The 13,805-nt window shown below is 67.2% G+C and carries 11 protein-coding genes and 1 pseudogene; 6 read left to right on the forward strand and 6 right to left on the reverse strand.

What is annotated here, in order from left to right:
* Window positions 1–732: 732 nt before the first annotated feature.
* The 6 genes and pseudogenes from K6T13_RS09660 to K6T13_RS09685 all read right to left on the reverse strand — a co-directional run bounded on the left by K6T13_RS09660 (window position 733) and on the right by K6T13_RS09685 (window position 7,792).
* A complete protein-coding gene (locus tag K6T13_RS09660) occupies window positions 733–1,560 on the reverse strand; it encodes an SDR family oxidoreductase (protein WP_222894379.1) in 828 nt (275 codons plus the stop codon).
* 14 nt (window positions 1,561–1,574) lie between these two features.
* Window positions 1,575–3,083, reverse strand: coding sequence for an aldehyde dehydrogenase family protein (locus K6T13_RS09665; RefSeq protein WP_222894380.1), 1,509 nt, complete (start codon window positions 3,081–3,083; stop codon window positions 1,575–1,577).
* 63 nt (window positions 3,084–3,146) lie between these two features.
* Window positions 3,147–4,775, reverse strand: a complete 1,629-nt coding sequence (locus tag K6T13_RS09670) for a long-chain fatty acid--CoA ligase (RefSeq protein WP_222894381.1) — start codon at window positions 4,773–4,775, stop codon at window positions 3,147–3,149.
* Between the two features lie 82 nt (window positions 4,776–4,857).
* Window positions 4,858–6,060, reverse strand: coding sequence for an NAD(P)/FAD-dependent oxidoreductase (locus K6T13_RS09675; RefSeq protein WP_222894382.1), 1,203 nt, complete (start codon window positions 6,058–6,060; stop codon window positions 4,858–4,860).
* 11 nt (window positions 6,061–6,071) lie between these two features.
* Window positions 6,072–7,445: pseudogene (locus K6T13_RS09680) on the reverse strand (cytochrome P450); the annotation flags it as partial.
* A gap of 26 nt (window positions 7,446–7,471) precedes the next feature.
* The gene (locus K6T13_RS09685; protein ID WP_222894383.1) at window positions 7,472–7,792 is read right to left on the reverse strand and encodes a 2Fe-2S iron-sulfur cluster-binding protein; all 321 of its coding nucleotides are present in this window, start codon (window positions 7,790–7,792) and stop codon (window positions 7,472–7,474) included.
* 114 nt (window positions 7,793–7,906) lie between these two features.
* On the opposite strand from K6T13_RS09685, the gene K6T13_RS09690 reads away from it, so the two are divergent.
* The 6 genes from K6T13_RS09690 to K6T13_RS09715 all read left to right on the forward strand — a co-directional run bounded on the left by K6T13_RS09690 (window position 7,907) and on the right by K6T13_RS09715 (window position 13,764).
* Complete coding sequence (locus K6T13_RS09690) at window positions 7,907–8,995, forward strand: helix-turn-helix domain-containing protein (protein WP_222894384.1); 1,089 nt, start codon at window positions 7,907–7,909, stop codon at window positions 8,993–8,995.
* Between the two features lie 559 nt (window positions 8,996–9,554).
* Window positions 9,555–10,553: a DUF4192 domain-containing protein gene (locus K6T13_RS09695; protein WP_222894385.1), complete on the forward strand. Its 999-nt coding sequence runs from the start codon at window positions 9,555–9,557 to the stop codon at window positions 10,551–10,553.
* Window positions 10,554–10,792: 239 nt separating this feature from the next.
* Complete coding sequence (locus K6T13_RS09700) at window positions 10,793–11,326, forward strand: RNA polymerase sigma factor (RefSeq protein ID WP_222894386.1); 534 nt, start codon at window positions 10,793–10,795, stop codon at window positions 11,324–11,326.
* Window positions 11,323–11,991, forward strand: coding sequence for a hypothetical protein (locus K6T13_RS09705; RefSeq protein ID WP_222894387.1), 669 nt, complete (start codon window positions 11,323–11,325; stop codon window positions 11,989–11,991). The genes K6T13_RS09700 and K6T13_RS09705 overlap by 4 nt, the downstream gene beginning before the upstream one ends.
* Complete coding sequence (locus K6T13_RS09710; protein ID WP_222894388.1) at window positions 11,975–12,544, forward strand: ImmA/IrrE family metallo-endopeptidase; 570 nt, start codon at window positions 11,975–11,977, stop codon at window positions 12,542–12,544. The genes K6T13_RS09705 and K6T13_RS09710 overlap by 17 nt, the downstream gene beginning before the upstream one ends.
* 39 nt (window positions 12,545–12,583) lie before the next feature.
* Window positions 12,584–13,764, forward strand: a protein-coding gene (locus K6T13_RS09715; protein ID WP_222894389.1) for an IS3 family transposase whose coding sequence is annotated in 2 segments (ribosomal slippage) — window positions 12,584–12,868 and window positions 12,871–13,764 — 1,179 coding nt in all. Because the reading frame shifts where the segments join, the coding sequence is not laid out codon by codon here.
* The last annotated feature ends 41 nt before the right edge of the window (window positions 13,765–13,805 follow it).

Genomic DNA, 13,805 nt, shown 5'->3' on the forward strand with positions numbered 1-13,805 from the left:
GGGGGCACAAGACGCCGCCGCCGAGGATGTCGGACGTTGCCGACATGCCAACCCGCCCCCAGGACAAGAGGTCCGTGAACCAGCGTGTCGTCCTCATCGAGAGGGTCTGCCTCGCCGCGGAGCCCCCACGTCATGCTCCACATGGGCGGCGCTGCTGCGCCTCTCACCCCCGCCCGAACCTCGGGTGGCGCACAACCTTGTCGAACTGGTAGACGAAAAGCACCCAGGTCGCAGTCGCCCGCTCGTGGAACCTCAAGCCGGGCTCACCCGGTGCTCGGTCCCGGAGCGTTGCAGCACTGGGTCGCCGACGACGACATCGCCATGGCCACGCCCGACGCTGGGCGCCTGCGTCTCCGGGCTGCACGGTCGCCAGGCCGACATGCCCGGCATACCCGGGGCAGAGGCACCCACCGAGGGTCTCGACGATGGCTTCGGCATGTCTGCCACGATGCACCCAACACTCGTGGACGGGTACACCGCGATGAAGCTGCTCCAGCGCAGCCTCTCCACCAGCCCCAACTACCGTTGAGTCCCCGCCCCTCCTCGCCGCCGGTTCCCGATCGCGCCGAACAAAGGACCGGGCACCGACGGCCCCGGCCGCGAATGCGGGGACCACGGTGCTCGACAACCTGCTGGGCGAGGAGTGGGAGGCCAGGTCGGCGCAATGACGCTGCGCTGTGGTCTCCCCCTCCGCGGATCCTGCTCGGGCCCGTCGCAGCGGTGCCCGCCTGCTCAGCTCCTGCTGACCCGCTCCAGGTAGGCCTGCCGAGCAGCCGCGTCCACGCGGTCGAGGAACACCGTGTCGGTCCCGAGCATCGCGCCGAGCCGGGTCGCGATCCTTTCGGGCACGAACTTCATCGCCGCCACCATGGAACCCGCCACCCGCGTCACCCTCACGTACGGCTGTGGCCGCTCAATCAGCGCCGCCGTCGCGCGCGCGATCTCCTGCGGCTCGGCGTTTCGCATGCCCTTGGCCCCACTCGTCCCGGACACCAGCTCGGTGTTGGTGAAGGTGGGCCGCACCGTGGACAGCGTGACACCCGACTTCCGGTACTCCAACCTGGCCGCCTCGGTGAACCCGATGACGGCGAACTTGGTGCCGCAATAGGTCGCCAGACCCGGCACCGGCAGCTCCCCGGCCAGCGAGGCCGTGTTGATGATGTGCCCCTGCTGCCGCGGCAGCATCCTCTGCAGCGCGAGCCTCGTGCCGAAAATGACACCCAGGACGTTGATCTCGACCTGTCGACGGGTGACCTCGTCCGGCTCCTGGTGGACATGCCCGGTCGGCATCACCCCCGCGTTGTTGATGAGCACATCGATGGGACCGAGCGCGTCCTCGGTGGCGTCGAGGAAAGCGCTGATCGACTTCGGGTCCGTCACGTCGAGTCGGACCGCCACCTCGACGCCGAGGTCCTCGGCCGCGGACTTGAGCTGGATCTCGTCGATGTCGCCGATCGCCACCTGGTGGCCGCATCTGATCAGCTCCTGCGCGGTATGGAAGCCGATTCCTCGGGCGCCGCCGGTGATGGCGACCACCCGTGATCTCGTCGTTGTCGTCATGGTGCCTGTTCCTTTCAGAGGCCGAGCCGCTGTCGCAGGCCGCGTCCCGCGGCCAAGCGCAGCACTCGGCCGGCGATGGCCGCACGCCGGGCGGAGTACGGGTACCAGGTGAGCTCCTTGGTGGTCAGCGGGATGCGCGGCTCGGTGATGGCCTGCACGCGGCAGTACTTTCGCAGGCCCTGCGCCCCGCCCAGCCGTGCCCCCAGGCCCGAGGACTTCCAGCCGCTGTGCGGCAGCCCGACGGCGAACAGGTTGCTGAAGACGTCGTTGAGGTTGACCGCCCCGACGTCGAGCCGGTCGGCAATCCGCCGTCCGCGTTCGACGTCGCGCGTCCACACCGTCGCGGAGAGCCCGTACTCGGAGTCGTTGGCCAGGCGCACCGCCTCCTCCTCGTCCGCCACTCTCATAACCGGCAGCGTCGGACCGAAGGTCTCCTCGGTCATGCAGGCCATGCGGTGGTCGACGTCGACGAGCAGGGTGGGTGCAAAGAAGTTCCCCTGCGCACCACGGGCGCCACCGACCAGAACCCGTGCGCCCGACTCCCGGGCGTCCTCCACGTGCCGCTCCACCGTGTCCACCTGCACCCGGGTCACCATCGCGCCCACGTCGTCGCGTGTCCCCGACCCCTGCCGGAGCGATCCGAGCGCGGTGGCCAGCTTCTCCACAAACCGGTCGTAGACCTGGTCCACCACGTAGACGCGCTCCACGGAGATGCACACCTGACCGGAGTTGAACATGCCACCCCACGCGATGCCGTGCGCGGCTCGGTCCAGATCGGCGTCCTCCAGCACGATCGCCGCATCCTTGCCCCCCAGCTCCAGGCTGACCGGCTTCAACAGCTCGGCGCAGCGCGTGGCCACCCGACGCCCGGTGGCCGTCGAACCGGTGAACTGGACGAAGTCGACGGCCTCGAGCAGGGCCGCTCCCGTCTCGCCGGCACCCGCCACAAGGGCGAGCACGGGTGGCGCGCCGATCTCGTGCCATCCCTCGATGACGCGCGCGCAGGTCAGCGGCGTCATCTCCGAGGACTTCGTCAACACGGCACAGCCGGCCGCCAGCGCAGGTGCGGCATCCATGAGAAAGAGAGTGATCGGGAAGTTCCACGGGATGATGAGTCCCACGACCGGGTAGGGGCGATAGGTGCGCGTCAGCCTCTTCGGGAGGTTCAGCAGCCCTCCGGACCCGACGCGTTCGGGAGCGAGGAACGCCTTCGTGTGGTCGGCGTAATAGGAGATGAACTCGCACGAGGCCGTCGTCTCCACCAGGGCGTCGGGCCGCACCTTGCCGGTCTCGGCCACGAGTAGATCCGTCAGCTCGTCGGTGTGCTCGAGGATCCAGGTCCGCCAGCGGCGCAGCCACACCGCACGGGCAGCCGGCCCGATGTCACGCCACTCGGTTTGGGCGGCACGGAGATCGGCCGTGACGGCTTGCACACGAGTGGCGTCGGCGACCGGTACCGAGGCAACGACCGTCCCGTCGACGGGTCGACGGATGTCGAGGGTGGGCGCGGACGGGGCGTTCATGGGAGCTCCTGTCGAGGGGCGCGGACTAGCTGGATGAGCGAGGTTCCGAGCTGATGAGCCGTATCAGATGTCGATGACGTCAAGATCGCCGTCGGCGTGGAGGGCGCGAAGACGCTTCTTGTCGAACTTGCCGACCGAGGTCTTGGGTACCTCGGGGACGAAGCACCACCGCTCGGGTAGCCACCACTTGGCGACCTTGCCCTCGAGGAAGTCGCGCAACTGGCCGGGCGCCACCTCGTTGCCCTCGCGGACGACGACCACGGCGAGGGGTCGCTCCTGCCACTTCTCGTCCGGCACCCCGATCACCGAAACCTCCAGCACGTCCGGGTGACCAGCGAGCAGCAGCTCGAGTTCGACCGAGGAGATCCACTCCCCACCGGACTTGATCACATCCTTGGCGCGGTCGGTCAGGGTGACGAAGCTGCGCTCATCGATGCGGCCCACGTCGCCGGTACGCAGCCAGCCGTCCTGGAACTTCTCGCCGTCCTCCTCGCCGACGTAGGCACCGGTGATCCACGGGCCACGCACCTGCAGCTCGCCCACGGACTCGCCGTCGTGGGGCAGCTCCTTGCCCTCGTCATCGACCAGCCGCAGCTCCACACCAGCCACCGGACGACCTTGGGTGGCGCGCAGCGCCCACTGCTCGTCGGGAGCCAGGGAGGCAGGCGGCCTGGCGATCGCGGCCAGCGGGGACGTCTCGGTCATGCCCCATGCCTGGACTATGTGCACGCCGTGCTTCTCCTCGAATGCCTGCATCAGGTGGAGCGGCACGGCCGAACCCCCGCAGGCGACCAGACCCAGGGACGACACGTCCTGGCCGGGATGGGCCTCGAGGTAGTTCAGCACGTCGCTCCAGATCGTGGGGACTGCCCCGGCGATGGTCGGCCTCTCCGTGGCGATGAGCCGAACCAAGGGATCGGCCTGGAGGAATCGATCGGGCATCAGCAGGTCGGCCCCCGCCATCAGCGCCGCGTAGACCAGCCCCCAAGCGTTCGCATGGAACATCGGCACGATTGCCAGGATGCAGTCGTCACCGGTGACGCTGAGTCCGTCGGCGGCGCAGGCGGCCATCGAGTGCAGGTACGTCGAGCGGTGGCTGTACGCCACACCCTTGGGGTTGCCGGTCGTGCCCGAGGTGTAGCACATGGCCGACGCGGACAGCTCGTCGATCTCGGGCCAGTCGAACGTCTCCGGGTGGCCGGCGATGAAGTCTTCGTACCCGACGACCGAGACGCCGTCGTGACGCAGTGGTGCCGGGTCGACCTCCCCGGTGACCACGACCGTGTGGACGCCGGCGATCTGGGGCAGCACGGGCGCCAACAGCGGCGCCAGGCTACCGTCCACGATGACGACCCGGTCCTCGGCGTGGTTCCCGATGTAGGCGAGCTGCTCGGCGCTCAGACGAGGGTTCAGGGTGTGGAGCACGGCACCCATCGAGGGTACGGCGCAGTAGGCCTCAACGTGCTCCTGGTTGTTCCACATCAAGGTCGCGACCCGGTCGTCGCCGGCAACGCCACAAGCGCGCAGCGCATGGGCCAGTTGGGCAGATCGGCGTCCCACCTCCGCGAACGTCGCCCCGCTGACGGCACCGTCTGGCTGCAAGGTCCGCACGCGCGCCGCGCCGTGAACGCTCGCACCGTGGCGCAGGATCGCTGCCGTCGTCAGTTGGACGTTCATCATCGTGCTCTGCATTGGTGTTCCTTCGGTGGTGGGTAACGAGCCGGTGTCGACGGCTCCCCGAGCGGTTCGGACGGCTCCGTGGTCCAGCTGACGCTCAGGTCGCTGCGACGCCCAGGAGCGCGTCTCGGTCGACGGGGAGTCGCTGGGCGATCGTCCGCTTGCTGGAGGCGAAGTCGCGCGGCCGGTTGACGCAGTCTGCGGCAATGAGTTCCCCTGCGCGCAGGTAGAAGCAGGTGAAGTCGCGATCACAGCTCGGGTCACCACTGAGCACGACCTCGTCGTAGCCGGTGTTCAGTCCCGCGATCTGGAGCTTGAGATCGTACTGATCCGACCAGAACCACGGCAGCGCTGCGATGGTCTTGTCCTTTCCGCACAGGGTCGCGGCTGCGACCTTCGCCTGTTCCCCCGCGCTCGGCACGGACTCGAGCCGGATGCGTCGCCCGTACCGCGCCATCAGGTGGCTGGTGCAGTCGCCAGCGGCCACGATGTCGTGATCGCTGGTGCGGGCCCGGTCGTCGATCACGACGCCGTCATCGACGAGGAGACCCGCAGCGGCTGCGAGCTCGGTGTTGGGTTGGATCCCGACACCGACGACGACGAGGTCGGCCGGGAGTTCGTCACCACCGGCCAGCCGGACCTCTCGGACCCGGTCGTCGCCACCCAGAGCCTCGACAAGGGCTCCGGTGCGGACGGTCACTCCCGCCTCGCGGTGGAGGCGCTCGTAGAACGCCGACACCTCCGGGGCGGTGACCCGCTCGAGCACCCGGTCGGCGGCCTCGAGGACGGTGACGTCCAGTCCGAGCGCACGCAGGGAGGCAGCGGTCTCCAGTCCGATGTAGCCGCCGCCGACGATGACCGCTCGCCGACCCGGTTGCGCCGACTCGCGAATCTGCTCCACGTCGGTGAACGTGCGCAGGTAGTGGACGCCCGGGAGGTCGGCTCCCGGCACGGGGAGCCGCCGTGCCCGGCCACCCGTGCACAGCGCGAGCTTGTCGTAGGACATGCTCTCGCCGCCGGCCAGCACCACCCGCCGGTCTGTGCGCTCGATCGACTCCACGCGCGCATCGACCAACCGGATCTGCTGCTTGGCGTAGAAGTCCGCCTTCCGGATCGCCAGCTCCTCCAACGTGCTCTTGCCGGCAAGGTAGGCCTTCGACAGCGGCGGTCGCTGGTAGGGCAGGGCCCCCTCGTCACCGACCACGACGACCTCGCCGGCCCAGCCTTCCTGACGGAGGCTGGCCGCCAGTTGAGCCCCGGCGTGACTGGCTCCGACCACGAGCGCAGTCCCCTGGGTCATGCGTCCTGCTTCGGGGTCAGGCGCACCATGAGCTTGCTGATACCCCTGACGAAGTTGGACTGGACGTACTCCGGCTCGCCGACGACCTCGATGTCCTCGAACCGAGGAAGCAGCTCCTCCCAAAGAATCCTCAGCTGGAGCTCGGCCAGCCGGTTGCCCATGCACCGGTGCACCCCGAACCCGAAGGAGATGTGGTTGCGCGCGTTCTTGCGGTCGATGATCAACTCGTCAGGTCGTTCGAAGACACGCTCGTCCCGGTTCCCCGATGCGTACCACATGACCACCTTGTCCCCCTCGCGGATGAACTGCCCATTCAGCACGGTGTCCTTCTTCGCGACCCGGCGCATGTACGCAAGCGGCGTCTGCCAACGAATGATCTCCGAGACCATGTTCGGGATCAGGTCCGGATTCGCCTTGAGCTTCTCGAACTGGTCGGGGAACTGGTTGAGGGCCAGCACACCGCCACTCATCGAGTTGCGGGTGGTGTCGTTGCCTCCGACGATCAGCAGGATCAAGTTGCCCAGGAACTCCATCGGGCGGTCGATCAGGTCCTTGGTGTCCTCGTTGCTCTGCAACATGGTGATCAGGTCGAAACCGGGCTCCTCGCCGGCCGCGAGCCGAGCCGCCTTGTCGTGCCAGTGCGTACTGAGGCCTCGCGCCGCGTCGACGAAGCCGCGGAAGATCTCGTCGTTGTCGGAGGGTCCGCCGTTGGCCTGTTCCATCGCGGTGGCGAGGTCGGACCACTCGGTCAGCTTGCGTCGTTGGTCGTAGGGGAAGTCCAGCAGCGTCGCGAGCATCCGCGCCGTGAGCTCGATGGACACCCGGTCGACCCAGTTGAACGGCTCACCGGTCGGGAGCTCGTCCAGCACCTCCTGGACCCGCGAACGGATGAGACCTTCCATCTCGCGAAGGTTCTTCGGCGCGACGACCCCTTGAACGGCGGCCCGCTGCTCGTCGTGCTTCGGGGGGTCCATGGCGATGAACATCGCGACGTCCATGAACCGGGGTGGTTGGCCGATGATGATGAAAGGCTCGGCAGAGAAGACCTCGTGATTCTTGTCAACCGCGATGATGTCGGCGTGCCGAGTGACCGACCAGAACGGGCCGAACGGGCTGTGGGGCTGGTAGTGCACGGGCGCTTCGTTGCGCACACGCTCGAAGTACGACTGCCACCGCCCCTGGCGGTACAGGAACGGGTTGCTCAGGTCGATGTCGGTCAGCTCGACCTCGTCCACCGGCGGGATCGGGGTCTCGACGAAGATCTTCTGCCCGTTCGTCCCGGTCACCCAACGACGAGTCTTGTCGTAGAGATGGGCGCCCCGGATCTGCAGCTCCATCGGGAGGGTCGACTGGACCTTCTCGCTCAGCGTGTCCGCAATGTTCATGATCATCGATCCACTTCTCCTTTCGATCACATCTGGAACTCGGGCAGCTGAACGACCAGGCCGTCCCACTCCTGCGACACCGCCATCTGGCAAGACAGCCGGGAGGTCGGCTGCCGCTCAGGATTCATCGACAGCATCTCCTCCTCGACGGGACCGGAGAGACCCACCACCTCAGACCACTGCGGGTCGACGATCACGTGACAGGTGCCGCACGCGGCCTCTCCCCCACAGTCACCGTCGATGCCCGGCACCATGTTGTCGACCGCGACCTGCATGAGCGACCGGCCCTCGTCCACCGGCGCCTCATGTTTCACGCCGTCGTAGGAAACAAAGGTGACTACACCCATTGGCTTGACTCCTCACGATCGAAAACGTGATGAAAAGTCTTGTGACCCTGGGGAGCGTGTGGCTATGGTCACCTCAGTCAGAATGTTGTGATTTCGGCTCAAGGGATGCATTCGATGCGTGTGGACGAACCCGGCGTCCCGCCTCTCGCCTTCACGCAGATGCTCAACAGCTCCGTAATCGACCGTGAAGCTGCCGCCCGGTTCCGCACGGTGATGGCGCGGGAAGGGACCGACGAGACCGCACTTCTCGCCCGGGACCAGCAGGCACCAGTGCGCTGGTTCCGCGAGGTGTACCCGGACCTGGACACTGCCGAGGCGACCCAGTTGGGTTTCGCCTTTGCCGAGCACTCCCAACTGACCTCCTTCGGGCCGTTGAGCGTGCCGCTGGTGAGCGCAGGCTCGGTCGCAGAAATCGTTGAACTGCTCGCCTTTCTGCCCTTGATCTCCACCGCCCTGCACCCCCAGTTCCACCCGAGCGAACACGGACTCAGCATTGGGCTCACCGGACACACCCGCGACCCGGACTTGGACTGCCTCGTCGTTGCCTATGGCGGGTCCACGGTGCTGCGCCTGCTGGACCTGCTCGCAGGGGCCCTGCCCTCGGTCACGCTGTACCTGGAGTGGCCAGCGCCGGCGTCTGCGGCGGAGTGGGAGCAGTCTCGAGGTGGGCGCGTGGTCTTCGACGCGCCCACCTCGTACGTGCAGGTCCCTCAGGACGCGCTCGAGGAGGTGTGCCGCTTCGCGGACCCTGTTGCCTACCGCGTCGCGATCGCGGACCTCCGCTCAGCGCTGAAGCGGCGCCACGGCACGATCTCCTTCGCAGAGCGCGTGCGGCTCCTGCTCGAGGACGACCCCGGACAGGCTCACAGCGCCCGCGTTGCTGACAAGCTCTCGGTCTCGACCAGCACCCTGAAGAGAAGACTCGCCGAGGAGGGCACGACCTTCCGTGACGTCCGCGAGTCCTGGCTGCGCGAACAGGCGATCGCACGCCTGCTCGACCCGACCACAACGATCAGCCAAGTGGCCGCGGATCTCGCGTACAGCGATCTCAGCAACTTCTCACATGCGTTCAAGCGATGGACCGGGCTGTCCCCGAGGGAGTTTCGACACACGACGGGCCGCCCGCCGGACGACTTGTCACGCGCGTCCCCCGGGTCGGCCACGGCGCACACACAACGCTCGACCGACCGAACATCGTCATGAGCGTCTTCCCCGCTCGCGCTCGACACCTACCGGCCCTTGACACCGCGCCGGACTCGACCCCCCTGACGAATGAACTCGTCGCAGTCGCCAGACCGTCGTTCGTTACCAAGCGTGTGGCACAAATGGTCGAAAGTCCTCGACGTTTTGCGCAGGTCAGCATGGGTCACTCAGTGAGTACTACGACATCTACTCTCGGAGCGTTCTCGCCCGAACAGTCCCCGTTTGCTGCTGCTCAGCATGAGACCCGCCAAGGCTCAGCTGCCTTTCGACAACAACGCCACAACCTCAACATGTGAAGTCATCGGGAACACACCGGCGACGTTACGCGGGACTGCGGATCTGTGCGCTGCACTGCGATCGGCGGCCAAATGTGGCCGCTAACCTGCAACGATGCCGACTTCAGGCGTTGCTGGCGCCAGGGGCCGGTTGCGGGCCTTTGCGAAGCAAAGCGCGCCCAAACCGCGCCCCGCGCACAGCAGGCTCAGACGATCGCAAACGCGCGCAAGGACAGGTCCGTACGCGACTCCCGGCGGCGTCGCGGCCAGCACACCTGAAGGGCATGAAGCTCCCCATACACTCCCCCGACGAGCTGGTCGCGGCCATCCCGCACCTGCTTGGCTTCCAACCCGAAGCGTCGATCGTGCTCCTCCCATTGCGATCCGACCTCCCCGTCGCCCGTGTTGACATCCCGACCACCGCCCGCGACCGCGACGGCGTCTGGCACTCCATCAGCGACGCGTTCCGCCGCTATGCCCAGCCCGACTCGAACGTCGCCATCGTCTGTCTCAGCGCCGACCGGGAGCAGGCCCACGTCGTCGGCCAGGACTTCGCCGCCCGGCTCGGGACCATCGGCATCGGTACGCCGATCCTGCTCTGGGCCGACGAGACCCGGTGGGCCGACCTCGACACCGGCGATATGGGGCTGCTCACCGACGTGGCCCGCGAGACCGTCGCAGCGGCCACCGTGCTCAGCGGACGCGCCCAGCCGGCCGCGAGCCGTGAGTCGCTGGCCGAGTCGCTTGTCGCCGACCGCGAGCCAGTAGCAGCGTTGCTCCCGGAGACTCGTGCGGCTGCCCGGGAGAGCACGGCCAAGGCGGAGGGCCACTGGGCGCTCGCCCGGATGCAGCGGTTCCAGCGCGACGGCATCCGGCTCTCCGACGCCGACGCAGCCCGCCTCCTCGTCGCCATCGAGTCCACCCCGACCCGAGACCGGCTCTGGCTCGACATGAACCGGGGCAACGCCGGCTCTCACGTCGCGCTGTGGACCGACATGACCAAGCGGGCGCCGGACGAGGTCCGCGCCGCCCCGGCGTCGCTGCTCGGGTTCGCGAGCTGGCTGAGCGGCCACGGCGCGCTGGCGTGGTGCGCCCTGGACCAGGTGCCCCAGGACAAGCCCTACGCGCTCGCCAACCTCGTCGCCGCCGCCGTCCAGAGCGGCATGCACCCACGCGAATGGGAGGCATCCAAGACCCTCACCGCGGATCGCGGCACAGAAGCGCTCGCCCCGACCCGGACGACCGCCCCGCAGGGCGCTGTGCGCCCCGCACACGGGATGTGAGGGCAACATGGACATCTCGTACCGTCGCACTCCCCCGAACCTCTTGGAACGCGCCCTTCGCCGCCTCTTGAAGGGTCAGCGCAATCCGGCCCGGTCGGCTGACCGGCTCGACATCTCTCTCAACCCGGGGATCGAGTTCACGCCGTCGCCTCAAACGTCGGCTCACTAACTCGCCACGCCTCTACCTCGACTACCTGATACCGACGGCGGTCGCCGGTAGGTTCAGAGGAGTGGGAGACGTGACCGAAGTTCCGCCACCAGATTGGGCGGCCCTGTATCAGAAGCATCGCGAGGCGATGTACAGGGTCGCCGCGCGCACCCTGCGGGGTGCCGGCCGGGAGGCCGAGGCGGGTGACGTCGTCATGGCAGCGATGGAGTCGCTGATGAGGAAGCCGCCACGAAATGTGAAGAACTGGGAAGCCATGATGGTGAAGACGACCGCACGGCGTGCCCTGGACCTCATGAAGTCCGCTGAGGTCAAGCATTCATCCGGGGTCGAGTTGCTCGACCAAGACGCCACCTTGCCCGGAAGCCTCGAAGTCGACATAGCCGAGGCCGTCGACCGGCAGCGAAACGCCGCCGCGGCCTGGGACAAACTGTCGATCCTCGACGCCCGTCACCGTCAGGTCGTGTGGGAGTACGTCGCCAAGGAACGCCCGCGCGACGAGGTCGCCGCAGAGCTCGGCGTCTCCCCCGCACGGGTCAGCCAGATGGCAACCAAGGCACTGAAGCAACTGAAGGAAGTCCTAGAGAAGGAGGGAGTGACACCATGACGGATGACCGCTGGGAGGAAGAACTTTCCAAGCTAGTCGACTACCACATCGCCGGCATCAAGCACTCCCGAGAGAACGTTGACCCCACCACGGCACGCGAAGCGGTCGAACTGCTCGACATCGCCGATCTGCTCTGGGAGGAAGCTCACGGCGCACCGCCGCTGGAGCAGGACCCCGTGGCAGCCATACTTGGACTGGTGCCAGACAGTGCCCATTCGTTGGATGGCGCAGCCCTGAAGCAGGCGATGAAAGGGGCGGGGCTAAAGACGAGTGACCTCGCCGAGAAACTCTCGAACCGCGGGTGGGAAGTCGCGAACCGCGATGTCTTCAACTGGCAGACCCGAAGCGACGCCATCGTGCCCCCAGCTCTCATCCAGGCGATTGCCGAAATCACCGGGACGGCGGCAGACAAGCTGACGGTGGACCGTGGCGATTCGCCCACCCACCAGGCGTTCAAGTCGGTGACCGCGTCGCCGGCCTTCAAGTCGTTGGCCGAACGCTGGGCGCGACTTCGCGGCACCACGTTGAGCCTCGGGGCCTCGGCACTGGAATCCCAACTCGCCACATCCGTCTTCCGAGGTAGCCACCCGAGCGAAGAACAGATGCTCGCATCGCTCGAAGCGCTGGTCGAAGCACTGGAGTCACGAAGTGACGAGGATCGTTGACGACTGCGCCGCGATCGCCCTCGCAGGGCTCGCGGACGACATCGCCACTCATTTCGCAGACGATCCTCTCGGCACCCTTCGACACGACCTGAACCTGACGGTCCGGGCAGTCGGTCACCTCGACGACTCCCGGGCCGACGGCGGGGTCTGCGACGGAGTCTCCTACCTCAGCGACGGCGTCATCCTCTACCGAACAACAGGGAACCGTCGTGAGAACTTCACGCTCGCCCACGAGCTTGGACACTGGCTGGTCGACCAGGCCGACGACGTCTACGACAGGCTCGCTGACCTGGACGACGCCGCCAAACTCCTTGAGTCTGTGTGCGACCAAATCGCCCGCCTGCTTCTCCTCCCCGACAGCCGACTCGCGAGTGTGGTCCCCTCCACGGTTGTCGAAGCGAAGCACGTCACCGACCTGTATGACGCCACCAACGCCAGCATCCACGCATGCGTGATCGCCCTGAAGGACCGACTGCCCAACATGGGCGCCGTCCTGGTCATCAGACACCGCGAGGATGAAGTCGGGTCTGCTGCATGGATAGGTGACATCTGATCTGTGGCGCCGCGAGGTGTCGCTGGAAGGATGTGCACTGTGCCGAAGCCGTATCCCAGGGAGTTCCGCGACGATGTCGTGCGGGTTGCTCGGGGCCGTGATCCGAAGACGCCGTTGAAGCAGATCGCCGATGACTTCGGGATCGGGGAGTCGTGTCTGCGGAACTGGCTGCGTGCCGCCGATGTCGAGGAGGGCAGCCAATCGGGCGTGAGCTCCGACCAGGCCGCCGAGCTGCGTGAGCTGCGGCGACGCAACCGGCTACTTGAGCAGGAGAACGAGGTGTTGCGGCGGGCGGCCGCGTACCTGTCGCAGGCTCACCTGCCGGGAAAATGATGTACCCGCTCGTCCGCGAGCTGGCCGACAAGGACGCCCCGATCCGGGTGCCTGTGACGGTGACGTGCCGGGTGCTCGGGCTGGCCCGTCAGCCTTACTACCGCTGGTTGGCGCAGCCGGTCACCCCAGCTGAGCTCAAGGAGGCCTACCGGGCCAACGCGTTGTTCGACGCGCACCGCGACGATCCTGAGTTCGGCTACCGGTTCCTGCTCGACGAGGCCCGCGACGCCGGCGAGGCGATGGCGGAACGGACCGCGTGGCGGATCTGCTCTGAGAACGGCTGGTGGAGCTCGTTTGGGAAGAAGAACGCCCGCGGGAAGGGCAAGAAGCCCGGTCCGCCGGTCCACGACGACCTCGTCCGGCGTGCGTTCAGCGCGGATGCGCCGAACCGGTTGTGGCTCACCGACATCACCGAGCACCGCACCGGCGAGGGCAAGCTCTACCTGTGCGCGGTCAAGGACGTCTACTCCAACCGGATCGTGGGCTACTCGATCAGTGACCGGATGAAGTCAAGGATCGCGGTCAGCGCCATCGAGTCGGCTGTGGCTCGGCGCGGTCAGGTGGCCGGCTGCATCGTTCACTCCGACCGGGGCAGCCAGTTCCGCAGCCGCAAGGCCCAACGTGCGTTGAAGCGGCACGCCCTGGTCGGATCGATGGGCCGTGTCGGCGCGGCCGGTGACAACGCCGCCATGGAGAGCTTCTTCAGCCTGCTGCAAAAGAACGTCTTGAACCGGCGATCCTGGGAGACCCGCGAGGAGCTGCGGATCGCGATCGTGACCTGGATCGAACGCACCTACCACCGCCGACGGCGCCAAGACGCCCTCGGCCGATTGACCCCCATCGAGTACGAGACCATCATGACCGCACCAGCCACTCAGGCTGCGTGACCCAACCTGTCACCTGATCGTGCAGCAGACCCGTCCTCTAC

The sequence above is a fragment of the Nocardioides coralli genome, assembly GCF_019880385.1.
Taxonomy (GTDB): domain Bacteria; phylum Actinomycetota; class Actinomycetes; order Propionibacteriales; family Nocardioidaceae; genus Nocardioides; species Nocardioides coralli.